At 45.6% G+C, this 21,764-nt stretch carries 24 protein-coding genes, 1 tRNA gene and 4 pseudogenes; 5 read left to right on the forward strand and 24 right to left on the reverse strand.

Going from position 1 to position 21,764, the window contains the following annotated elements; genetic code table 11:
- Window position 1: 1 nt before the first annotated feature.
- Together ASL14_RS09475 and ASL14_RS09480 are read right to left on the reverse strand one after the other, a co-directional pair.
- Window positions 2–190, reverse strand: coding sequence for a hypothetical protein (locus ASL14_RS09475; protein ID WP_134911388.1), 189 nt, complete (start codon window positions 188–190; stop codon window positions 2–4).
- A 340-nt stretch (window positions 191–530) separates the two neighbouring features.
- Entirely contained in the window at window positions 531–824 is a 294-nt protein-coding gene (locus ASL14_RS09480; RefSeq protein ID WP_134911389.1) for a hypothetical protein, read from the reverse strand.
- Between the two features lie 170 nt (window positions 825–994).
- Between ASL14_RS09480 and ASL14_RS09485 the strand changes: the two genes are divergently transcribed.
- On the forward strand, window positions 995–1,372 hold the full coding sequence (locus ASL14_RS09485; RefSeq protein WP_134911390.1) for a VOC family protein: 378 nt from the start codon (window positions 995–997) through the stop codon (window positions 1,370–1,372).
- A gap of 214 nt (window positions 1,373–1,586) precedes the next feature.
- Here ASL14_RS09485 and ASL14_RS09490 read toward each other — a convergent pair whose 3' ends face one another.
- Entirely contained in the window at window positions 1,587–2,879 is a 1,293-nt protein-coding gene (locus tag ASL14_RS09490; protein ID WP_134911391.1) for a homocysteine synthase, read from the reverse strand.
- A gap of 152 nt (window positions 2,880–3,031) precedes the next feature.
- Window positions 3,032–3,661, reverse strand: coding sequence for a flavin reductase family protein (locus tag ASL14_RS09495; RefSeq protein ID WP_134911392.1), 630 nt, complete (start codon window positions 3,659–3,661; stop codon window positions 3,032–3,034).
- Between the two features lie 98 nt (window positions 3,662–3,759).
- Between ASL14_RS09495 and ASL14_RS09500 the strand changes: the two genes are divergently transcribed.
- On the forward strand, window positions 3,760–4,467 hold the full coding sequence (locus tag ASL14_RS09500; RefSeq protein WP_134911393.1) for an ArsR/SmtB family transcription factor: 708 nt from the start codon (window positions 3,760–3,762) through the stop codon (window positions 4,465–4,467).
- Between the two features lie 188 nt (window positions 4,468–4,655).
- Here ASL14_RS09500 and ASL14_RS09505 read toward each other — a convergent pair whose 3' ends face one another.
- The 3 genes and pseudogenes from ASL14_RS09505 to ASL14_RS27975 form a co-directional block, all read right to left on the reverse strand.
- Window positions 4,656–4,961, reverse strand: coding sequence for a hypothetical protein (locus ASL14_RS09505; RefSeq protein WP_134911394.1), 306 nt, complete (start codon window positions 4,959–4,961; stop codon window positions 4,656–4,658).
- Between the two features lie 193 nt (window positions 4,962–5,154).
- A pseudogene (locus ASL14_RS09510) lies at window positions 5,155–5,968 on the reverse strand (DUF2935 domain-containing protein).
- Window positions 5,969–6,671: 703 nt separating this feature from the next.
- A pseudogene (locus ASL14_RS27975) lies at window positions 6,672–6,881 on the reverse strand (fibronectin type III domain-containing protein); the annotation flags it as partial.
- 172 nt (window positions 6,882–7,053) lie between these two features.
- Between ASL14_RS27975 and ASL14_RS09520 the strand changes: the two are divergent.
- Window positions 7,054–7,989 (forward strand): annotated as a pseudogene (locus ASL14_RS09520) (SPRY domain-containing protein).
- Between the two features lie 262 nt (window positions 7,990–8,251).
- Here the strand turns inward: ASL14_RS09520 and ASL14_RS09525 are convergent.
- The gene (locus ASL14_RS09525) at window positions 8,252–9,055 is read right to left on the reverse strand and encodes an acyltransferase family protein (protein ID WP_237171627.1); all 804 of its coding nucleotides are present in this window, start codon (window positions 9,053–9,055) and stop codon (window positions 8,252–8,254) included.
- A gap of 47 nt (window positions 9,056–9,102) precedes the next feature.
- Window positions 9,103–9,306 carry a hypothetical protein gene (locus ASL14_RS27980; protein ID WP_223264271.1) on the reverse strand — a complete coding sequence of 68 codons (204 nt, stop codon included), beginning with the start codon at window positions 9,304–9,306 and terminating at the stop codon, window positions 9,103–9,105.
- 425 nt (window positions 9,307–9,731) lie between these two features.
- Between ASL14_RS27980 and ASL14_RS09530 the strand changes: the two genes are divergently transcribed.
- The gene (locus ASL14_RS09530; RefSeq protein WP_134911395.1) at window positions 9,732–10,382 is read left to right on the forward strand and encodes a hypothetical protein; all 651 of its coding nucleotides are present in this window, start codon (window positions 9,732–9,734) and stop codon (window positions 10,380–10,382) included.
- Window positions 10,383–10,544: 162 nt separating this feature from the next.
- Window positions 10,545–10,697 (forward strand): annotated as a pseudogene (locus ASL14_RS27330) (SPRY domain-containing protein); the annotation flags it as partial.
- 221 nt (window positions 10,698–10,918) lie between these two features.
- Here ASL14_RS27330 and ASL14_RS27165 read toward each other — a convergent pair.
- The 15 genes from ASL14_RS27165 to ASL14_RS09595 form a co-directional block, all read right to left on the reverse strand.
- Window positions 10,919–10,979, reverse strand: a tRNA-Thr gene (locus ASL14_RS27165).
- Window positions 10,980–11,780: 801 nt separating this feature from the next.
- Entirely contained in the window at window positions 11,781–12,065 is a 285-nt protein-coding gene (locus tag ASL14_RS09535; RefSeq protein WP_134911396.1) for a phBC6A51 family helix-turn-helix protein, read from the reverse strand.
- The gene (locus ASL14_RS09540) at window positions 12,058–12,447 is read right to left on the reverse strand and encodes a phBC6A51 family helix-turn-helix protein (protein WP_134911397.1); all 390 of its coding nucleotides are present in this window, start codon (window positions 12,445–12,447) and stop codon (window positions 12,058–12,060) included. The genes ASL14_RS09535 and ASL14_RS09540 overlap by 8 nt, the downstream gene beginning before the upstream one ends.
- Window positions 12,448–12,499: 52 nt before the next feature.
- Window positions 12,500–14,578 carry a phage tail tape measure protein gene (locus ASL14_RS09545; protein WP_134911398.1) on the reverse strand — a complete coding sequence of 693 codons (2,079 nt, stop codon included), beginning with the start codon at window positions 14,576–14,578 and terminating at the stop codon, window positions 12,500–12,502.
- The gene (locus ASL14_RS09550; protein ID WP_134911399.1) at window positions 14,568–14,915 is read right to left on the reverse strand and encodes a hypothetical protein; all 348 of its coding nucleotides are present in this window, start codon (window positions 14,913–14,915) and stop codon (window positions 14,568–14,570) included. The genes ASL14_RS09545 and ASL14_RS09550 overlap by 11 nt, the downstream gene beginning before the upstream one ends.
- 62 nt (window positions 14,916–14,977) lie before the next feature.
- Entirely contained in the window at window positions 14,978–16,075 is a 1,098-nt protein-coding gene (locus ASL14_RS09555; RefSeq protein WP_223264272.1) for an SU10 major capsid protein, read from the reverse strand.
- A 15-nt stretch (window positions 16,076–16,090) separates the two neighbouring features.
- Entirely contained in the window at window positions 16,091–16,543 is a 453-nt protein-coding gene (locus tag ASL14_RS09560) for a phage scaffolding protein (protein ID WP_134911400.1), read from the reverse strand.
- 105 nt (window positions 16,544–16,648) lie between these two features.
- The gene (locus ASL14_RS09565) at window positions 16,649–16,969 is read right to left on the reverse strand and encodes a cold-shock protein (protein WP_189338249.1); all 321 of its coding nucleotides are present in this window, start codon (window positions 16,967–16,969) and stop codon (window positions 16,649–16,651) included.
- The gene (locus ASL14_RS09570) at window positions 16,966–17,244 is read right to left on the reverse strand and encodes a hypothetical protein (protein ID WP_134911402.1); all 279 of its coding nucleotides are present in this window, start codon (window positions 17,242–17,244) and stop codon (window positions 16,966–16,968) included. The genes ASL14_RS09565 and ASL14_RS09570 overlap by 4 nt, the downstream gene beginning before the upstream one ends.
- Window positions 17,241–17,399, reverse strand: coding sequence for a hypothetical protein (locus ASL14_RS27335; protein ID WP_189338250.1), 159 nt, complete (start codon window positions 17,397–17,399; stop codon window positions 17,241–17,243). The genes ASL14_RS09570 and ASL14_RS27335 overlap by 4 nt, the downstream gene beginning before the upstream one ends.
- A gap of 62 nt (window positions 17,400–17,461) precedes the next feature.
- Window positions 17,462–17,686: a helix-turn-helix transcriptional regulator gene (locus ASL14_RS09575; protein ID WP_134911403.1), complete on the reverse strand. Its 225-nt coding sequence runs from the start codon at window positions 17,684–17,686 to the stop codon at window positions 17,462–17,464.
- 80 nt (window positions 17,687–17,766) lie between these two features.
- Window positions 17,767–18,702 (reverse strand): hypothetical protein, encoded by a 936-nt coding sequence (locus ASL14_RS09580; RefSeq protein ID WP_134911404.1) that lies wholly within the window; start codon window positions 18,700–18,702, stop codon window positions 17,767–17,769.
- Window positions 18,703–18,714: 12 nt separating this feature from the next.
- Window positions 18,715–19,917: a hypothetical protein gene (locus ASL14_RS09585; protein ID WP_134911405.1), complete on the reverse strand. Its 1,203-nt coding sequence runs from the start codon at window positions 19,915–19,917 to the stop codon at window positions 18,715–18,717.
- 437 nt (window positions 19,918–20,354) lie between these two features.
- Complete coding sequence (locus tag ASL14_RS09590; RefSeq protein WP_134911406.1) at window positions 20,355–20,591, reverse strand: helix-turn-helix domain-containing protein; 237 nt, start codon at window positions 20,589–20,591, stop codon at window positions 20,355–20,357.
- 68 nt (window positions 20,592–20,659) lie between these two features.
- Complete coding sequence (locus ASL14_RS09595) at window positions 20,660–21,133, reverse strand: hypothetical protein (RefSeq protein WP_134911407.1); 474 nt, start codon at window positions 21,131–21,133, stop codon at window positions 20,660–20,662.
- Between the last annotated feature and the right edge of the window lie 631 nt (window positions 21,134–21,764).

The raw sequence follows: 21,764 nt of genomic DNA on the forward strand, positions 1-21,764 counted from the left end.
ATTATAGCACATAAAAATGCACCCTCCTACTGGAAGCTGCATTTTGGACTTTTACGTCCGTTTCAAATTCAGTTTTTTCTTTCTCCTGACGACCAACAGAACGCAGCCACCAAACAATTCCACCCACGCTTCCTAGTGCAAGAACCGTCAGGAAAATAATATAGAACAGATGAAATCCACGATCACTCATGGCAATCGCCTCCTTACTTTATGTATACACTTCCCAACTAATCCTGTAAACCTCTTTTTGGAGCTCAGCTTTATTTTTTTCCAAACGCTCCACAACAGGTATCTTCTTGAGGTAAATCGGTACATGCTAATTAAATATGGTTAATACCAAATAAGAGACAGACCAAGGAGGGTATCGAATATGAAATTTCTATTGATCGTCATCATCGTCGTGCTGGTTGTTGTATTGTTCATGAGAAGACGCAGATAAACGAAGACATCCCGCATTGTTGAAAAAAGGATACAAAAAGGGCTTTCGGCCAAAGACCAAAAGCCCTTTTTCATCTGAGGTTAAGGCTGAATTACGCCTTGTTTTTCTTGCTATATTTAATGAAAGCAATCACAATCGTTACGGCAAACAATATTCCAGTAACTACCCAAGTTGTTAAAAATGCCATGCCCGAACCAACATTAGCGCCCATCGTCGGGTGCTTCACCGCTGTAAGTACTGAACCTTGCACCATAAATATCGTACAAAATAAAACGATGGGCACCAGAAGAATTGTACTCGCAGTCCTCCGGTTACCTGATACCGCAATCACGCTTAGAGCGGAAATTACCAAAATCACAAAATATATAGTCGCTTCCCACAGCATAGAAGTGCTCACCGTCCGATCTTTTTTCTATCCATTTGTAAATGTCACTTCTATTGTAACAGACGTCACACAGTGAACCAAGCCATAATTTGAAATGAAAAGGGGTAAATCCTGCCGGCAACGTAAATAATGTATAGTAACTACATAAAGACCCCAAAGGAGATGAACCCATGAGAAGTGCAAGTCCCTTTGTCATTGTGAACGATGTCCAGCAAACGGTGGATTACTATCAGTCTGTTTTGGGCGGAGAAATTAAAGTACTGAACAAGCAGGAAGACAAGCTTTTACACGCTGAGCTTCACTTGGGCAGCAGTCACATCCATTTTTCCGATTCCTATGGTAAACCGCTGAGAGCCCAACATGTACAAATCATTCTCGATTTTGACAGCGAAGAAGAGCTTAAGCAGGCTTACCATGCACTGGCAGAAAAAGGTGCCGTTGACGTAGAGCTTCAAGATACTTTTTTTGGTGCCCTGCATGGCGAAGTGACAGACCATCTCAATCACATTGGTTGGGTTATGAACTATTTTAAAAACCGCCGTCCTTGATCTGTTGTACAAATAACCACAAGTCTCTTTCATTTGCACGGCTGAAAACGAGCCATTGCAGGACACAAAACTTGGCAGATTCCAAGCAAAAAAGGACAGCATCGGCGCTGTCCTGCTTGTATTCTTCTACCACCACTAATGACCGTTAACAGCAGATTCCATCTACCAATCTTGCCGCCGCAGAAGCTCCACCTGCTACCCTCTGCTCACTTAACTACTGCTGGCTGGCCGCGATCGCCTGCTCCAAATCGTACAAAATATCGTCTATCGCTTCCGTCCCGACAGATAAACGCAACAGCTCTGGCTTGACTCCAGCAGCAACCTGTTCCTCCGCATTCAACTGTTGATGGGTTGTGCTAGCCGGATGAATGATCAGAGATTTGGAATCACCTACATTTGCCAGATGGGAAAATAGCTTCACATTTTCAATCAGCTTGCTTCCCGCCTGACTGCCGCCTTTAATGCCGAAGGTCAGGATCGCCCCTTGCCCTTTCGGCAAGTATTTTTGGGCTAACTCGTAGGATGGGTGGCTTGGCAATCCAGTGTAGCTGACCCATTCCACATCCTTGTGGCCTTCGAGATATTGCGCTACCTTCAAAGCATTCTGGCTATGTCTTTCCAGCCGCAGATGGAGTGTCTCCAAGCCCTGAAGCAGCAGCCATGAGTTGAACGGTGAAATAGCTGCTCCCAGGTCACGCAGTAGTTGTACCCGCGCCTTGATAATGTATGCAATAGGCCCCACCGCCTCGGTGTATACAACCCCATGATAGCTCGGGTCCGGCTCGGTCAGTCCCGGGAAACGGCCACTTGCTTTCCAGTCAAACTTGCCGCTGTCCACGATCACCCCACCGATGGACGTTCCGTGTCCGCCAATGAATTTCGTCGCAGAATGCACGACAATATCCGCTCCGTATTCAATGGGACGCAATAAGTACGGGCTTGGGAACGTGTTATCTACAATTAACGGAATACCGTATTCATGCGCAATCGCTGCTACAGCTTCCACATCCAGCACATTGCCCTGTGGATTGCCAATCGTTTCGGCAAATAACGCCTTCGTTTTATCCGTAATGGCTTTGCGGAAGTTCTCCGGGTCATCCGAATCCACAAAATGCACCTTAATGCCCAGCTTCGGCAGCGTCGTGGAAAACAAATTATATGTACCGCCATATAGACTGGATGCCGACACAATTTCATCCCCTGCTCCCGCAATGTTCAGGATGGAAAAGGAAATGGCTGCCGCTCCCGAAGCCGTTGCCAACGCGCCAGCCCCTCCCTCCAGAGCTGCGATCCGCTGCTCGAACACATCCGTGGTCGGATTCATCAGGCGCGTATAAATGTTGCCGAACTCTTTTAGCGAAAACAAATCAGCCGCATGCTCGGCATCCCGAAATCCATACGAGGTGGTTTGGTATAACGGAACAGCGCGGGCAAAGGTAGTAGGATCAATTTGTTGTCCGGCATGGACAGCGAGAGTTTCGAATGACAGCTTACGATCTTCTGACATGGTTATTTCCTCCCTTGTTATACGTGCTGTATGAATCTTCTCTTTCTGTATGCGCAATCATGAATGATTTTTCAATCATTCTCGCACAAAAAGAACGATTTGGGAAGATAATTCTCATTATTCAGGTAGGAAATTATAAATTTTCTAAAACATCAGGTTTCAGACCGGAAGGTTTTGCCCAACTGCTCACCAAGGCCGAAATAATGGCGGAAGTTATAGATGAGTGGGCTCCACTTTGCCGGATCAATGTGGTTATCACCGAGGATCATATCCTGATGAACATGCACCTGTACAGCTTGGGTTTCAACGATTGCAAAATAAGGAGAATGATCAGGAATCCGTACATCCCTCACCTTCGCTTCAATTTGAATAGGGGATTCCCTAATTCGAGCGGGCTTGACCACATTAGAGTCAATCGAAGTTAGTCCGCTAATCTCATACTTGTCTTTCTGATAGGTAAAGCCATTTTGTTGCTTATCCTCGGGTACGGGATTTTTGCCCGTGTAGGGGGCCAACCGCTCCACATGCTCCCATAAGGCAGGTCCCGGAATGTTAATCACACATTCGGGATGCCGCTTCATATTTTCAAACGCTTTCCCACCTATTCCAATACCCAGTACGACACAATCTCCCAATGCCCATGAGGAGGAAATAGGGCTGATATTGGTCGTTCCATCCTCATTCAGCGTGTTGAGTAAAATCACAGGGGTTCCATAATATAAAATGCTAGGTTTAATCGTTTTGATGTCTGGGCTGAAATTCATTTGATTCATTTGGTCCATTATCCCTTCTCCTTCTGTTCAGATCTGCCTCCTTATTGTAGAATATAAATACTTCAATCTTCATCGAAGTATGGATTACAAAGGAGGATAACTGTGCCATGAGCGCCAAATCAAATGTAGCCATGATTGCTTCTCTCGTCAGCGAGCCTTCCCGCGCAGCCATCTTAACCGCCTTATTAGACGGCAGATTTCATCCTGCAAGCGAGCTGGCCCATATGGCAGGCATCAAACCACAAACCGCCAGCTTCCATTTGGCTAAAATGACCGAGGCTCAAGTCGTTACTGTGGAGAAACAAGGGCGTCACCGTTACTACGGCATTCAAAATCCCGAAGTTGCCCGGGTAATGGAGTCATTTTTATCCATAGCTCCACCTGTTCCAATCAAGTCATTCCAGCATGCTTCCGAAGACAAAGCCATACGTCAGGCAAGAACCTGCTACGATCATCTGGCAGGTCATTTAGGTGTACAGCTAACGGCTTCTCTCATTCAAAAAGATTACATTTCGCAGGATCGGGACGGGTTCTCTGTTACTGAAAAAGGGAGGGCGTTCTTTGCAGACTTTCAAATTGACCTTGAAGCAACGAAAAAAAAGCGCCGCTCCTTCTCATATAAATGCATAGATTGGAGTGAACGACGCCACCATCTGGCCGGAGCCTTGGGGAATGCTCTTTTGGACAGATTATTAGAATTAAACTGGATTCAACGCCTGCCCAAAACCCGGGCAATATACATTACAGCAGATGGTGAGAGAGGTTTTAAAGAAGTATTTTCGATAGAGATCGGGAAGGATAATTCTGAGCTGTAGTCCTTTATTTAGCGTATATTCGTTTACGTTGTTCTTCCACAAGCTGAGCCAGTTCAGGAGTAGCATATCCGGCAGGATAGAAGGCTTTAGATTGGATATGATAGGCAAGGTTTCTCGTTGATCCGTCTTTCATTTCAATTTGGAGATAGTAGCTGTTCCCTTGTACATTTGGTCAAATGGAACGTAGTTCAGTTTAGGATAGGCTTCGGAAAAATGCGATATAAAATTGCGCCAACTTTCTCCCCTTTGTGCAAGCTACTATTGTCGTTCTCATAGCTCGCCCTATAGGTAACGCCATTCCATTTTGCTAAAGATGCGTAATCAATAGTTACATTTGAACACTCTTTTTCGTGCTTATCCGATGGCCCCACTTGTGTGGATTCTACAGACGATTTTTCATGTTCCTCGTCCTTCGCTGGCGTGCAGCCGGATAATAGTAACACTGCTGTACTAGCTACTGCTATAGTTCGTCTAAACAACGTGAAGCTGTTCATTGATCATCCCCCCCTGAATACTCAGACGGGTTCACATCCTGAATGGTTACTAACCACTGGACTGATTTATAAATTTCGACACCTGTTTAGGATTTAAAAGATATGGTCTTGGCGCACCTCCTGTTGGGGAATACTGTGTCCCAGTCTGAAGGATTACGTTTAATTATTTATGCTACACATCAGCGACAGCATATCAGTGCATGATTTCTTTCTTATTCACCTTAACACCTGATAAAGATTGATCAAACATATCGAGAATAAAAAGGAAGCGCTCAGCTTCACGAAATACATGATCAGCTAATAAAGGATGGATAATACTTTTTATTCGGCATTCGTCGATTAAATCACGCGCTGTTTTCTTAAAATCACGCAAGGACTTAACAGAGACACGGTTTTCATCAACAAATTGACTCAAGAGTGGAACGGTCTGCGACTGTGGCCGCATATGACTTAAATCAATTGCTTGAAACATCAGTGTATCAAAATCATTGCTAAACTCCCTAGCTTGTTCAACCAGTTTACGTTCGGATGGATCAAGCAAATGGCCTATAAATTTTGCGTGATCGGCCATGATTTTAAGAAAAATACATTTTCATCAATAATTGCATCGGGTAATGGTTCGAGCTTTCCCGAATTGAGTTCCTCTAAACGGTTTCTGAAATAATTCGCTTCCCGGCTCACATGATCTACCAGTAAAGGGAAATTGGTTTGTCCGGGAAGCTTGCATTGCAATATAAGGCCCAATACCATTCTCTTAAACGCCCAAATATTAGTCGCCGCATTCCGGACCTCCGTATTAAACTCTTTGATTGTGTGAGGGTCTGTATCGATATTAAAACCGTGTGATCTTCTCTCAATATCCTCAAAAATAGCGTAAAACTGATTGGCTTCTGTAATGAGTTGAGTATCTTCAGCTCTAAAACCTAACCCCAAAAAAATGAATGCTCCTTCATGATCCTGGACCAAAATCGTATCTCATCCAATGAGCGTGCAACGAATGCATCCAAGCATATCCCTCCTCTATGTGAGCAAAAAGCACTTACTTAGTCATATGGAATATGCCTTGTCATTATGTATATCGAATCCCACGTCTAATACTAATCTAATTCCGTAGTTGTTTAGAAGTTTTGATAGAAGATGACTTTTTTAATGGACATTCACCCAACAATATGAGTTCGAATAATGTAGCACTGCAGATGCATGTGGTATACAAATTTATCGAAAAAAGGAGTGAAATATTATGTTTCCTATTCAACGGGCGTATTTCCTTATGTAATACAACCATACGATCATTATTGGCGATCGGATCAAGTAACACCTGCTCATCTAATGACCAAAAATCCCCATTGTGTAAGCAAGGCGAAGGTTGAATTGAAAAGCTTCATGCGTATGCTGTGGGAACAACATATCGCCTAGTTAGAAGATCGCTCATTCCAACAAAAAAGCGCGACCTCCAAAAAGCTTGGAAGCCGCGCTGTGCTTGAGTTTCATAGAATGCTGGTGAAGGGAATTGAACCCCCGGCCTACGCATTACGAGGTGCGTCGAAATAGAGTTTTAATAGGTTTTAAAAGGGGCCTATAGCCTGCACTATCAAGAATAAGGTTCCTACTGGTAGTGTAGATATCCGTATTTCGGTAGAAGATTTGGTAGAAGAAAAGTCGTGATAAAATGTGCGAAGTACCCTGCCGTAACGAACAGGTTACTTCGCTTTATTTAGAGTATTCACTTACTTCAAACGTTAGGATACGATCATACAGCATGTAGTCCTTACGACTGCTGAATGGGCCTTTATTGTTGTCGTGTTTGTTGATTGCGTATGAAGCCGATCCAGAACCAGCCTGCTTGCCTTCGTACCAGGCAATTAAGTCATTGACTTCTCTCATGCTCAGGTCGAATTCTTTTTCTAAGCCGGTTGTCATTACAAAACAAAATAAAAATCACCATATCTATAACAGTAAAGCACCTTACTATGCTCTAAAAATTTAAATTCACTATTAAACTTATATTTGAATATATAGACATTAATGTTTATACATCCCTTTAATTCGGTTCTATAATTCAGTTGTTATTACATATATTTAGGAGGAAGTCATGAATAATATAATGTTCAAAAAGTTTGGGAGTATCTTGTTAGCCTTATTCATTGGAGTTTCCGTGTTCTCATTATTTCCTGTAGTTACAAAAGCAGAAACTGCCAATGTGACCTGGTCAGATGGATCTCTAACAAAAACAATTCCTGAATGGAATCAAACCGATATTGCTAATGTAGGTAAAAGCTCAGGGAAATGGTATTAGGAAGTAACCCTTAATAAAGGAAGCGGCGATATCGGAGTCGCAAATTCAGACAAGAAAAAACAAATCAGGTACACTGGTTATCATGGAGATAGTAATGGTCCTACGAGCCAATCTTTTAGCACAGGAACTTATAATTACGGGGCCGTTTATACAGTAAATGATGTCATTTCGGTCGCTTTAGATCTAAGTAATAATACAATAACCTTTTACAAAAATGGAGTTTCACAAGGTATTTCTAAGTATACTCCTTCTTTATTAGGCGATACTGTATATCCCTACATAAGAAACGATCAATTAAATGGCTCTGTTGTATATACTGCTAATTTTGGGGCAAGTGAGTTTAAATATCCAATGCCTGAAGGTTTTCTGCCTTATCAAGATTCGGGCTCATCTACAACACCTGACCCATCCACAACACCTGATCCATCTACAACACCTGATCCATCTACAAAGCCTGATCCGTCGGATACAGATGGTTCCTCGCAACCAACTGGCGACCGATCTATTCTAACTGTAACGATGGACAATGGGTTTGATAAAGAATTCGATCTGAGTAAAAAAGAACTCAATGCCTTCATCGCTTGGTATGATGCTAAAGATGCTGGCAGAGGTGCTTCATTCTTTGCCATTGATAAACACAATAATAACAAGGGTCCATTCAGCAACCGTAAGGACTACGTAATATTCAACAAAATCCTTACATTTGAAGTAAGCGAGTATTCAACTAAATAAACATTAATAAGGACTTCATATCGGCTAACATGCCAATGAAGTCCTTCTTTACATTTACTCTAATCTCGAAATCACGCCTAAATTGCACTACTGGGCAATACACTTTTCTAGACCAAAGGTTTCAAACTGTTTGCAAATCGCTTATTTCAACAAAAAAAGCGCGGCTTCAAAAAAAAACTGGAAGCTGCGCCTAAGTTTAATAAAATACTCTCGAATGAGTGTCCGTGACGTATTCAGTAGTCTTTTTCAAACAGATAGAAACCTACACTTGGCCCCCAACTTTGTTTGGATTTAGATCAATATTTCTAGTGTACACTTTGTTATTAATAAGACTAATGATGCTGTTAACTATAATTGAAGTAAGTACCGTTAACAACGTTAACCACAACAGGATCAAGATAGATACCTTGGGAAAAAAGACAATACTCTGAAAATAATAATAACAAAAAAAGGTGTGGGTTAACCAAATATTCATTGAATTTTTACCTAGGTAAGCAAAAGGTCTGGTTAGTTTTAATTTATTCATTAAATGAATACTAACGAGGATAAATACAGGGGCTATTATAATATCAATCGTTGTCTTCTCAAATATTTGACTCGTAGTACGAAAGCGAAATAACACTACAATTATTATAATATCAAATAGTATATTATTGAATATTATGGAATTATAAATCTTACTCATCCATGAATACAATTTATATTTAGCAAAGAACAACCCTATCAGAAACGGCAACTGCCAATACATAATACTGTAATAATTTCCTTGTGAATATGAATTATAAAAAATAAGACCGGCAATTAGTAGAGTTACCCACGCGTTACGTTGAAAGGCTTGGAAGGTGACCGGAAAAATTAATAGCAGCAGAATATAATCATATAAAAACCACCACTCACCATTATATGAACTTGATAGTGCTATAAAATTCCGCAAAAAATCCATTATTGAATTATTTTGAAATCTATCAGAATTTCCAAAGAAGTATAGACCGGCTGGAATAAAAAGCAAAAAAACAACCCAGTAATTTATCATTATTTTGCTTAATCTCGTAAAGCTTTTCTGCAATAAATGATGTGGATTTTGAATATTGCTCTTATATAACCCATAACCACTTAAAAATAAAAAATAGATATTGCTATTTGGCCAAAATGTCCTAGATAGAACTCCCCTCTTTCATGAAATAAACTAAATAATGAAACATAGTCGTACTTTATTCTGTCAGGAAAAGCAAAGAGGTGATGAATCAAAAGTAGTATTACAGCAATACCTTTTGCAATATTTGTTTCTGCAAGCTTTAATTCCTTATCATGGTGCACACAATATCCTCTTTTCTAGTTGTAATTGAATAGAGATATATTAGCACAAACAAAAAATATAGAATATTTATTTTTTTTAATGCCATCACACCCTCCATTTTTACACAAAAAAACACGGCCTCCAAAAGCGTAGAGATCGCGCTGTGCTTGAGTTTGTAATGTGTTGGTGAAGGGAATTAAACCCCCGGCTTTGCGACATAGTCTGATCTGACAGACTGAATCATTTATACAATTTTTAGCAATGCAGTACGTCCGATATCACATATTAATGAAATGCCTCTAGAATAGAATGAGCCACAGTTTATTATCATTGATGTAAAACTTGAAAAGTATTACACATTCAACACCAATATTCGATAATAAAGGTAACAAGATAAAATGAGCAACTACCTCAACCGATGAGGATACTCACAGGAGAATTCATCATGTCAAAGAAAGTTTTATTGATTACTCTACTTTCTGTAGTTCTAACAGCTTGTGGAAGCAATATAAAAGAAGAAACAACAAAAGCAGGGTCTAATTCTTCAAGTACATCCTTTGCTACAGAACAAACAGCGAGCAATGAGAATACTGCTCAGCAAAGTTCTAAAAATAATCAGGTCACAGATCAACAATATTTATTTGCCGAATTCATGAAAAATGGGACACCTGTTTTAACAGAAGATCAAGCTTCTATGGAGCAAGCATCTTACGACTTCATTGTTAAAAACAGTGACTTATTTCCTTCAACAGATAAAAGCAAAGTCATTAATCTAGTAGACAAATCTGTAACAACAAAACACTTAAATAAAAATCTGAATTTATACTTAAACAAATTTGTAAAAATAAGCGGCGATGTAATAGATATAGAAGAAGATAACATTGCTGCAGGGACAATGGCTATCGTTTATATTAGTGATGAAAATGATAATACAGTAATGGCAGTATATCCAGGTGCAAGTGGAGAAATCTTTGAAGGAGACGTTGCTTCAGTTATTGGAGTTCCTATCGCTAATTTTTCGTATGAAAATGTTTCAGGTGGTTATACGAATACTACACTGTTAGCAGCTTCTTTTCTTTCAAAAGAAAATCAATAATTTTAACAAAGTAAGCCCTTCGGGGCTTTTTCTTTTAAATCACAACAGAATTGGTGAAATTAAGTGCGTTCCGGTAAAGTTCCCGTAAGATACTTAATTTTTCGAGAAATTGTATATTCACTATGAAAAGCGATCTTTCAGGTGAGATTGTGACTCCTTCCGATGGACAATGGATTGGATAAAGAGTTCGATCTGAGCAAAAAAGAACTGAATGCCTTCATCGCTTGGTATGATGCTAAAGATGCCGGCAGAGGTGCTTCATTCTTTGCCATTGATAAGCATAATAACAACAAAGGTCCATTCAGCAACCGGTAGGACTACGTAATCTTCAATAAAATCCTTACCTTTGAAGTAAGTGAGTATTTAACTAAATAAACAACAAGAAGGACTCTATCCGGCTAAATGCCCATTGAGTCCTTTTTTTACATTTACTAGACTAAAGGTTTGCAAACTGTTTGCATTCTCCTCACTCCAACAAAAAAGCGCGGCCTCCAAAAAGCTTGGAAGCCGCGCTGTGCTTGAGTTTCATAGAATGCTGGTGAAGGGAATTGAACCCCCGGCCTACGCATTACGAGTGCGTTTAATCTCCGCTATCATCCCGAAACCTAGACGTAGCCTATGACGGACATTCAGACGATGACCTACGGATTGTACGAAGCCCTACGGTTTGGTATTTTAATACATAGCGATTATAGCACGGGGATATGATCGGAGCAACGCACCTATAAACGAAGAAAAAGCGCCCGCCCCCGAAGAGACGAGCGCTCTATTATTTTCGGAAGTTTATTTTGATACGCCGAAATTTTGTACACCAGATTCCGGGCCGCGCGCAGGGGCCCTTGGGGGTACGGCACTCGCTATCTCCACGCAAAAAGACGCTCATTCAATCGCTTTCGATAGCGTAAATAAGCGTTATTTTCGATCGGACACACGCTGCCATACGTGCCCCCGTCCGCCTTTTATGCAGCCGATATTCACGGACATGTTCACAAAATCCATATTATGCGAACAAGTCTGCGCTCGGAAGCCGCGCCGTTATGCGGTTCCTACCGCGTTGTATAAACGTACCGTATTCGCTGTATATACATTACCAGCGTATAAGCCGTATAAATCCCGTAGCTACGCGGCTCTACACCCTATCCAGCCGCCTACCCGCTGGTAACGTATGCAATCAAATACGCTGGTTCTCACGTCCGTTATACATGGCGTATGCAGCCGAAACATATAGCGTAAATCCGCTATGTGTCCGTTCACTCCGAAAAATTCCGAAGGGGTCACGCGTCAGGAGGCTCGTGTAGGAAAATTCACGCTACTTGAACTTTTGTAACACGTTAACTGACGCAGCAACTCTGCACCACTACGCCGCCCATCGCCCATTACGCCCGTTTCTCGTTTACTTTACGATAGACCGGACTCACGGAAAAACCACTCGATATCCCGCGCTGCACGAACGCGAGCCCTTCCGCGATTCTCACGCATTAATTCCTCGGTCCGTCGTTTGATCTCTCGTTTCAGCTCACGTTGAAAGTCCGGCCGTTTACGGTAACGATAAAGCGTCATCCGCGTAATCCCGAGCCGACGCGCTATTTCTTTGTGGCTCGGTCGCTTAACATCGGACAGTAATGCAATAGCCGCGTAGTGAATATCGCTGAGAGGTAGGCGGCGGCTCGATCGCTTATTCATCGCCAGCTTTACGTACTTTCAACGCCTCGATACGAGCTTTGAGCGCTTCAATATCCGTGCCGCTCTCGCTGCTGGCATTCGTAGTCACTTCGACCTTGTCGGACAACATACCGTGAATCTGAAGCACAAGCTTCGCCATAGCCGCATTTTTCTCAGCGATAGCAATTTCCGGTAAGACTGCAATCAACGCAGGCAAATCATCGACATTATTACGGACAATTTGACGTTTTAGTTCCGCCTCAAACGCAGGATCGCGCTTCCACTGGTAAATAGCGGACGGTGTTACGCCGCACTCCTCCGCTATCTCCGTGATTGGTGGGCGCTCCCCCGGCGGTAGTGACAAGTATTGTATCGCGGTATAATGCTTCGCTTCTAGTTTCATATTAACGTATCCCCTTTCGTAAGTAAAAGAGCGAGCCGCAGCCCGCTCGTTATTACGTCGCTAATCTACGCGCCAGAACACCGGCGAGCTTTTCAATATCCGATTCCTCACGAATCGTTGCGTTGATCGTGATGTTTACGTCACCGCGACCGCCGCTTCTCCGATACTCATCCGCTTGCGCACGAGGTAGTACAGTCTCTCCTTTATGGAGTTCCGCGCGGTACCCGTCAAACGGTACGTTATTTAGACCGCCCGAGTGTTTGCCGTCTTTTTTCCATGCGCTAAAGCGATCTATCCCGACAGGAGCGTTACTTCCCGTAGGATTCGCCCCTTGGTAACTAACCTTTCCGCCGGACTTGGACTTATCAGCATAGGCCGCCGATCTTTCTTGAGCCGCGCTTGCCGCCTGTGCAAATTCTGACGCGCCTATACCTAAAACAGCCCCGCCCGCGCCTCCGATTACAGCTCCCCAAGGCCCGAACCTAGATCCGAGGTTTACACCAGCCCCACCGAGAAGAAGCGAGCTGGCTACCGGATTAGAGCCGATTTCCTTGAGAACTCCGGTTACTACAGCCGCACCGATATCGACTCCGACCTTTGTCGCAGCTTGGAGCAAAGGACCGGATGCTTTGAGCGCTTTACCGATCGTGTCACCAATTTTACGACCTGTTTCCTCAAACGCCGCACTACCTCCGTTATCCCACCATTTGTTGAATGTAGCCATCACATCGTCAAAGATAAAAGCAATCTTACTTTGGATGTCGGGAAGCCGGTTGAATGCGGGGTTGTCGATAAAGTGCGACTTGAGGTAGTTTTTAGCGGTATTGACCGTACGCTCGATAGCGGCAGTAATTCGCGGTGTATATTTAACGACAAACTCCGAAGCCGCCTGCGCCAGTTTCTTCAGGATCGGCATCGTCGGAAGCAACGCGGAAATCTGCAACGTTTCGATTGCGCCTTGGAACTGCTCGACCGCACCCGCTGCGCTGTCCATCTTCTTAGTTGCGACCTGGAGCGCGGTTACATTCGCCATCTCCTGTTGGAATTTCTTAACGCCAGCCGCGCCTTCCTTATACAGAATATTTCCCGCACGAATCGCGTCCGACCCAAAGATTTGGTACATGTAGTATTGGCGTTGCTCATTCGTAAGCTTACCGAATCGATTCTTCAGCAAATCCGCTACTTGCGCCAGGTCTTTAATCTTACCTTTATTATCGTAGAACGCGGAGTGAATGAGGTTACTCGCTGTCAGAAACTTCTTCGTTTCCTTTGCGGATTTAGCCGTTCCGACCTTGAGTCCCGTCTGGGCTGCGATGTATTTCTCGATGTCCTTCGTAACCGCCTGGACGGACGTGCCGGTCGACTTTATGCCCTTTTTGGACATGAACGCTAATGCGTCCGTAGTATTAACGGTCAGGAGGTTAAAGTCTTCGAACATGTTGTACGCCTTGTCCGTCATCGGCACTAAGTTAGCGACCATTGTCTTTAGTGACGTGCCTGCGTCCGCGCCTTTTAGCATGTTATTCGCGAACAAACCTAACGCAGTATTCGTGTCTTTAAACGACATTCCAGCGCCATCAGCTACGGAACCAACCGCCGCGAGAGAGTAGCGTAAGTCATGTACGTCAGCGGCGGACGCATTCGCGGTACCGGCAAGGATATCCGCAGCCTTCGCCGCGCTGAGACCGTCCTTTTTGAATCCGTTGAGAGAGTTCGACATGACTTCCGCAGCTTCAGCGAGACCAAGTCCGCCTGCTGTCGCGAGGTTGAGCGCTGCGTTCAGACCGCCCGCTTGGACTTGCGCGGTGGACATGCCCGCTTTGAGCAATTCCTCAATCCCTTGCGCGGCTTCGAGTGCGGAATATTTTGTTAATGCGCCTTGCTGAAGGGCTAACGCCTGCATAGACTTCGTTTGCTCGTCGGTCGCACCCGTTAACGCCTGGACCGTCTTCATTTCGGCTTGGAAGTCCATCGCTTTCTTGACGGAATCAGCCGCGAATCCAACGCCAGTTACTGCTACGCCAAGGCCCGTCGCCGCTACACCGAACTTCGTTATGCTGCTAAAAGCCTTGCGCATGGGACGGCTCATATCGTCGACTAGGCGTAAGTGTCCGACTAAGTCAAAGCTCATTGCGCTCTACCCACTTCCGGTGTCGCGTAGATGCTACGGCCAGCCTATGTACCGCTTTGTGTACCTTTCCCCGCTGGCGTAGCCCATTACGCCCGTTACCGGTCTCCGTATCTGCGCGTTCCATTGCGTTGGACAGTCTGCGCATGTTATACCCGATCATCCGCACCGTATAGATGTTTGAACGTTCAAACCGGCTTGCTATCTCGCTCCAAGCTGCGTATTGATCGGGATAGTCGGAGCTAAAGCGGTAGTTACCGGGTAGGTTATCCGGTATGGCCTGCGCCAAAAGCGCCCCTATTTCGGTTGCACGTTCTAAATCTGCGTTTATTTGATCCACCGTATCTCTCCTTTCGTAATTAAAAAGAGGCCCCGAAGGACCTCCGTGATATCGCTATTTACTTACGCGGTCAGCCCTTTAATACGGGCGTGTGCCTTCTCTTGCTCAAACTCTAGCGTATACTCTCCGACGATGATGCCGGACTGGTAATCGCCTTTGACGCCGAGGTACGTGTGACCGAAGGAGCGATCGCCGAGAGGACGAATCTTAATCCGATTCGCGTCTACGAAAAGAATCTCGTCCGGCTTCAGGTTATCGTTAAGCACGACTTGGAACGTACCGAAGTCATTGACGATGTGGTCGACTTTCTGACCGCGACTGTTTTCGGCTTGTGTCAATCTGATCTGCGTAAACGCCATGTCACTAATTGCGCGCTTCTGCACGGCAGGAACAACGAACGTATAGCCTGCGCTTCCTGTCGCAAAACCGCCCGCATTGTAGACTTGTTGCGCCACGTCATCGAGGAGCTTTTTCGAAACTGGCCCGCCCGCAGTGGTCACGTTAGTCTCGATGAAGCTACGGATGCCACGCATTGTGCGCATATCCCCGCTATCAAATTTGCGACCGCCGATAATGGCTTTCTCAAGTTGGAGCGCAAGTTCGAGTTGTTTCTTCGCCTTCTCATACGCGTAAAGGCCGCTTGCTCCGATGCCGTACTGTGCGACTGCTTCTGCTGAACCGGTTACACTAACCGTGTCCTCAAAAATCTGCGTCACGTTGTCTACTTTTGTCTTGGACTTATACCGTGCGTCGCGCGCATCTGCACCCTCTCGGCTGTCTCCATAAAGAGACTCAATCGGAGAGTCCTTCGTAATCGCAGCAGCCGTTGTGCCACTATGCCCCCGGACAACCGTAATCTTATTCGCGGTGGTATCCACAGCCTGAATCAGTACGAGTTCATCGCCAATTTCCGCAATGGTACGTGGTCGGAACGGCTCGGTGCTAGCCACCTTAATTTCCGTTGCATCCACAGCAGCAGCGGCAGCCACCGTCGTACGTGTCGCGAACATCGCGTCCTCAACCCAAACGTGCGTAGTTGATGTAACCGGCTGGCTGAATCCGAGTAAATTCAGCATAGGCGTTTGTGTTGGGTTAAGTAGCAGAATTTCGTCGGCTACAGATTCGCGTTTACCTACCAAATCAGTTGTATAAATTGTCATAATAAATTCCCCCTATTAATTTTGTAATTTAAGTTTACTTTTGAGTTCCATGTACTCAACCATGTCTTCCGGACGACCGGTACGTTTGGCTTTTTCCGCTGCTGTCGCAAGTCGCTGTTCGCTCGTCTTTTCGACTCTCTCTTGATAGTTGAGACCGGACGGGCCTCCTATAGTCCGCGGTTCTTTAGGTTTAGCGGCTGAGGTAAACGCGGTCAGAATTTCATCAATCCCCTGCGCTTGCCCTGCGTCATCAAACGTTACAGCAGAAAGATTTACAATACCCGCCAGTGCGTCCGGATCATCAACCCCCGCTGCTCTTGCCTTACGGTAGAACGCGTTGTTGACACGCTGACTGTGTAGCTCCGTTGTCAACGTTTCAAGCCGCTGCGTGAGCTCCGCGCGTTCATCCTCCCACGTTGTTTCCTGCGTTTGATCCTCCGGGATTTCCGGATTTGTTACGTCTTCCATGTATACCGCTCCTTTACCATTTAAATTTCATGTGTCTGAACCACGTAAAACCTCGTGGCGTCATTAGCCGTCTTACTGCCGGAGTAATCATCGTACTCACCTCCCTCACGCTGCTTGTACGTCCGCCGCTGCGGGCTTGCCGCCCCTACCTTCCGTTAGCACGTAACTCACGCGCAAGCCGATCGGCACTTCCGCCGTATCAAACGATTCGCAGTCGGCTATGTGGAAGAACACGCGATCCTCACCGGACGAAATGAATCCGTAGCCGCGATCGCTATAATACGAAACTACGCCGGATTTACGTTTTACCTTCACTGGTTTGTCCGACTGGCGGCGACTATATCCGAGTGATGGGCCGATGTTGGCGATCTCCTCGCCGGTACCGATGCCGCCCGACCACGTTTTTGAGTTGATAAATTTACTCACGCTGATTCCTCCCCTTCAAATTCTGTTACGAATTGTTCCACCGCTCCACTGACGTTTGACACCACGGCAACCGGATATTTTCCGAAAAGGTGACGCCTATCTTGTACCTCGAAGTACCCGGACCATAGCGCATCAACGGCGCTTTCTAGCGATGTCCTCTCTGCATTAACAGGCCAAGTCCCTGTCAGTGTATCAATGCCGGACGCATCGTAAATCTTAACGATATCCTGGCCGCCCTCTTGCTTATGGATAACTTGCGTACATTGATCGCTCATTTCCGTTTCCCCCTTCGTCTGCGTCTCCGTTCCTCTTCCGCGATCATAGGTGCAGCGAATCGAATCCATGCGCGGGATACGGAGTCACCGAATGTCACGGAAACATCAGCGTACGTTACGACCGTATGGTACTGGTTAACCCCATTGCTTAACATGTTCGCGCTCTCCTTTCTCGATTTAAAGCATTGAAGTATTGGTATAAAAATAAAGACGCCTGTTAAAGCGCCAGTTTAGTTGATTCCTTCGCCCGCTGAATTGCAGCTAAAACGTCGTCTCCCGTTCCGAAAACCTGCGCGATCTTGATTCGCAGGTCTCGGGAAACCGTTCGACGGCCGTTTTCAACGTCAGATATGCAGGACTGACTTACGGCTAAAGCCTCCGCAAAGCCTGCCTGTGTCATACCGGTCATAACACGGATGCCGCGAACCCCCGTTCCGTCCATTATCACAGACCCCCTTGTCCTATTTGTAATAACGCCTGTCCCTTAAATAAAACAGTCAGGAACGTCCGTTCCCTTCCTCATTAGTATGTAAATCTGTACGGGGTATTCAGCTTATCCCCGTACTTCATCCGCAAGTAACGTTTTACCACTTCCGGACGTCTTTTCTTGACTGATACAACGCCGCTTTCACCTTTTTGGGAAGGTCGATACGGTTTAAAGTGTGTAGATACCTGTTCGCTATCCATCGTCACCCCCTGCGGCTTCTGCCGTCCTCCTTTATTCCGCGCTTGGGCCTTTCGATCAATGATATCTTCCTTATAGCACACCTCTGAAAACTGGTTGACGTGCTCCAATTCGCAAGGGCTATAGAACGGGTATTCATGTTGCTGACGTGCTTGGTCGCGTTTCCTCCGCTCATCTCCTTCGTTTCTATGCCGACGGATTCGGAGCATTTCAGCCCAACGCGTGCAACGTGGTCCGCATCGCTTGGCGTTTCCGCCGGGACTGGTATCAATGAAATAGCTTCGGCAACATTCGCATACTTTTCGCCTCTTGAGCATAGCTGGCGTAAGGAAGTTCATCTCCATTTCTTGATACGCGCGAGCAGCGCCGCCCAACGGAGGATATTCCTGGCTATACTCGTCCAGCTCCTCTCGGAATCGGTCGCGCAGCATTAAACCGTCCGCCAAGTCCTCCGCGAGAAGGAAGTCGGTCAATAGTTCAAGCGCGATTAACTCGCGATATGTCGGATGTACGCTCTTGGAGCTTTCGACCAAGATCGCCAGAATAGCCAACACGCCACGCATCCGATGATCTAGCGGTATACTCGCGTTCCACACATAGTGCATCTTACGTGTGTTTGGTAACGACTGAGGGACAGCGGCGAGGATATCGGTGTATTGAAGAGAGCGGAAATGTTCGTCGAAGCGGCTGTAAACATACTGATCGAGTGGTGTGACGATTACCCTGAGTTGCGCTTCTGCTCCGTGTTGTGTCAACTTTTTGACTGCTGTCATGTAGTCTCCTCCTTAGATTTCGTAATCAGCCCACGCTTTTAGCAGCGATCGCATACGGCTTGACGGTAGATAAAGACGAATAGGCTCACCCCTACGGATGCGAGAACGCCATATCCACTGAAGCAGATCGGACACCGCAAGCGCGCCCAAATTAATGCTGACACCGTTCTCCTCAAAAAACGCCTTCTCCTGCGGATTCAGGTATCGGTTGTATACGTAGGCCAACGCCCACCTATCGGCGTACTCGTTAGTCGCTCGTGTATTTACAGGTATGAAACTGTCCGCAAAGCCGCGACCTTTCAAAGTACCGCGATGATCCTTGAGCGTGGTCCATAGTATCTCTCCCGCTTTCGCATCGCATTGATTGCGTAGGAACGTATAGTGATTCCTCTTTAGCTGTAGCATCGTGTCCCCGTCGGCCCGATCAAGCCATGACGTACTAAGTGCGTTGGAACGTTTAGCCACATCATTAAGCTTACCGTCATAAACGTCGATTAGTTGAAACAGTTCCTCACGCCGCTCGTTCCGTTTATCGTATTCGACAAGCTCGTAGCAATCACCGCATTTCTGAACCGCTTTGTATTCATATGAAATGTCGTGCATATCGAAGTAGTACCTCTGTAACTGTCCGTCAAATAAATAGGTCATCGAGTAGACGTTATCAAACGTGGAGAACACACGCGGCGGAAACGTCCATACAAGGAACTGATTTCGGTAGATAAAAAGATTACCCGCTTTCGCAAGCCGTTTAATGTCCGCAAAACGCGAATCTGAGTATTCATCGAATAACCAAATGACTCGGTTATCTACAATCTCAATGTACTCGGACCTAATCAGCGTCTTGATATCCTGAGTGCCGATGTTCACTCGCTCCACAACGTCCATCGCCTCGTCGAGAATCAGCGTATATCCCGAACCGGTTAGAAGCTCGATCAACTCATCGTCAGCGTCACGAAAAAGACTGTGTGTCGCGCAGATATCCTCACCGCGAATTATAAGTTGTTTGAGGTCAAACATCTTCCGTCCCTTGGCATTGTTGTTATCCGGTGCCACAATCTCGCGACGAGTCAAAGCCGCCCGAACACGCTCGATCTCAGCAAGAAACGGCGTAATAAAAATGAATTTACTCTCCGCTGGAGCTTCGTTCATATGCGATATAGCCCACGAAGTTTTTCCACTCCCCATAACCGAGTCGATTACGATTACTTTATCCATCGCGATACCTCCTATATTTTGTAAGTAGCTATGACAACATCAGCGAGGGAAACCGTATCTTTTTCCTTTAAGGAACGACGCCGAAAACCCTTGCTACATAAGGCTTTTTAGAGAAAACCAGCACGCCTATGTTGCTTAAATACTTTCGACGCGATGATTTTTATCGCGGAGATAGCGAACGAAGTGAAGCTATTGATACGGAGTGTTAACGCAGAACCACAATGGTTCACCGACAACACAGCGCCACTTACTGCCGCCTCCCTTCGGTCGTTGCCTCACCGCGCCAAAAAGATGGCACGATGAAAGTGTATCTCTACCATAATCTTTCTCGCGTTTAGAATATGTACAGACGTCCCGGTTAGGGGCGGATGTCCGTAGGAGCGTAGCGACGCGGAAGGTAAAGCGGATGAACACGTTCATATCTACCGTTGTAGCGTCTACTTTCCCGGTAGTAACGTATCCCGGTATACCTCGGATAGGCGCGTTAATTTATCCGGCGTAAGTTCGAGCTTCCTTTCGAGCATATCCGCCCTGACTTTCGGTAGGTTACGAGCTCCGTTCTCGACGTAAGACACGAAACGTCCACTCACGCCCATCAACGCGCCTAATTCTTCGTATGAGAGCCGATAGACTGCGCGGATAATACCGATGTTGCTTTCGTTAACGATCGTCATAAGAATCGCCTCCTGCGTAAGATAATTGAGCGGTAGCCCACAACGGAGCCGCCGCGTTGTAACACCGATTAAGCCTCCAAGATGGCCGCCTTCTCTCGTTGTAGTGCCGCGGTTATACTGCTTCTCAATTTACCTACGTTAATTATTCCTCGTGGTATCCGTTTCTCAAGGAGCCTGCTGGCTTTTGGAAAGTTACCTTCAGCTTCAGCTAGTTTTGAAAAATCTGAGAGGACGCTGTCTACGCGCGATTTGAGCAATCCCCCTAATCGTGAGTAAGGTCCTTCCGAGAGTAGTTTAGAGAGTTTCTGGATATGATTCATTTCATCGGACAGATACACCGTACTGAGCGCGTAACCCTCCGCATTTATAGCGTGATCCACGTTGTATGCATGTTCCATGGCCCGAAACATGGACGCTTGGATACCGGCCAGCGTCATATAAAACACAACGTCGATTCCCTTCGCTTCCGCACGCGCTGTTACGAAATTAAACTCTACGCTCAACTGATCTTTCAATGTTTGTACATTTGCTAATACTGTCATAATAAAATCGCTCCCTTTTCGTTTGGTTTTATGAGATGCGGTTTCCCGCGGTCTACCTAGTTAACCGAATGCGCGGCGTCTTTATGCACACTTTCACTACGTTTGTTTCCAGCGGAATGAGTTTGGCACAGGTGAGCGTAATGTTTTCCGCCTTACATAGATAAAACAACAGCAACACAGCCTTTCGCACACTTTTACGAAAATTCTCCGCTGTACACCTACTTCAACGCCGCCCAACCGCTCGTGACACACTTTTGCGGAAATTTATTTTCGTCCGTCATAGATAACACGTATACCGACCACCGTTTCGCACATCGGATACAGTATTATCTACAGCGAATTTTGATTCCGCACAGGACTGCGAGAATTTTCCCCCCTATATATAGATAGGACACGGAATCGCAAAAACGGGACCTGCAAGTAATCCGCACATTCTAATTGTGTCTAAATCGTGAACAAACAACATTTTCCCGAAATAAAACGGAACCTACGTTCCCATCCTGCGTATTAATCTGGTATAACAAGCAGACGACCGGTGCCTGAACCGGATTTACCGGCCGTTCGTCCCTCCACTATTTATATGAAGCGATGTGCCTGAACGGAGGTTGCCGCTTCCGCATCGCGTTGTAAC

It is taken from the genome of Paenibacillus sp. IHB B 3084 (assembly GCF_001447315.1).
Classification (GTDB): domain Bacteria; phylum Bacillota; class Bacilli; order Paenibacillales; family Paenibacillaceae; genus Paenibacillus.

Coding starts and splice junctions, on each gene's coding strand:
- ASL14_RS09475 (WP_134911388.1), bottom strand. CDS start 190: ATGAGTGATCGTGGATTTCATCTGTTCTATATTATTTTCCTGACGGTT.
- ASL14_RS09480 (WP_134911389.1), bottom strand. CDS start 824: ATGCTGTGGGAAGCGACTATATATTTTGTGATTTTGGTAATTTCCGCT.
- ASL14_RS09485 (WP_134911390.1), top strand. CDS start 995: ATGAGAAGTGCAAGTCCCTTTGTCATTGTGAACGATGTCCAGCAAACG.
- ASL14_RS09490 (WP_134911391.1), bottom strand. CDS start 2,879: ATGTCAGAAGATCGTAAGCTGTCATTCGAAACTCTCGCTGTCCATGCC.
- ASL14_RS09495 (WP_134911392.1), bottom strand. CDS start 3,661: ATGGACCAAATGAATCAAATGAATTTCAGCCCAGACATCAAAACGATT.
- ASL14_RS09500 (WP_134911393.1), top strand. CDS start 3,760: ATGAGCGCCAAATCAAATGTAGCCATGATTGCTTCTCTCGTCAGCGAG.
- ASL14_RS09505 (WP_134911394.1), bottom strand. CDS start 4,961: ATGAACAGCTTCACGTTGTTTAGACGAACTATAGCAGTAGCTAGTACA.
- ASL14_RS09530 (WP_134911395.1), top strand. CDS start 9,732: ATGTCAAAGAAAGTTTTATTGATTACTCTACTTTCTGTAGTTCTAACA.
- ASL14_RS09535 (WP_134911396.1), bottom strand. CDS start 12,065: ATGAATAAGCGATCGAGCCGCCGCCTACCTCTCAGCGATATTCACTAC.
- ASL14_RS09540 (WP_134911397.1), bottom strand. CDS start 12,447: ATGAAACTAGAAGCGAAGCATTATACCGCGATACAATACTTGTCACTA.
- ASL14_RS09545 (WP_134911398.1), bottom strand. CDS start 14,578: ATGAGCTTTGACTTAGTCGGACACTTACGCCTAGTCGACGATATGAGC.
- ASL14_RS09555 (WP_223264272.1), bottom strand. CDS start 16,075: ATGACAATTTATACAACTGATTTGGTAGGTAAACGCGAATCTGTAGCC.
- ASL14_RS09560 (WP_134911400.1), bottom strand. CDS start 16,543: ATGGAAGACGTAACAAATCCGGAAATCCCGGAGGATCAAACGCAGGAA.
- ASL14_RS09570 (WP_134911402.1), bottom strand. CDS start 17,244: ATGAGCGATCAATGTACGCAAGTTATCCATAAGCAAGAGGGCGGCCAG.
- ASL14_RS27335 (WP_189338250.1), bottom strand. CDS start 17,399: ATGTTAAGCAATGGGGTTAACCAGTACCATACGGTCGTAACGTACGCT.
- ASL14_RS09575 (WP_134911403.1), bottom strand. CDS start 17,686: ATGGACGGAACGGGGGTTCGCGGCATCCGTGTTATGACCGGTATGACA.
- ASL14_RS09580 (WP_134911404.1), bottom strand. CDS start 18,702: ATGACAGCAGTCAAAAAGTTGACACAACACGGAGCAGAAGCGCAACTC.
- ASL14_RS09585 (WP_134911405.1), bottom strand. CDS start 19,917: ATGGATAAAGTAATCGTAATCGACTCGGTTATGGGGAGTGGAAAAACT.
- ASL14_RS09590 (WP_134911406.1), bottom strand. CDS start 20,591: ATGACGATCGTTAACGAAAGCAACATCGGTATTATCCGCGCAGTCTAT.
- ASL14_RS09595 (WP_134911407.1), bottom strand. CDS start 21,133: ATGACAGTATTAGCAAATGTACAAACATTGAAAGATCAGTTGAGCGTA.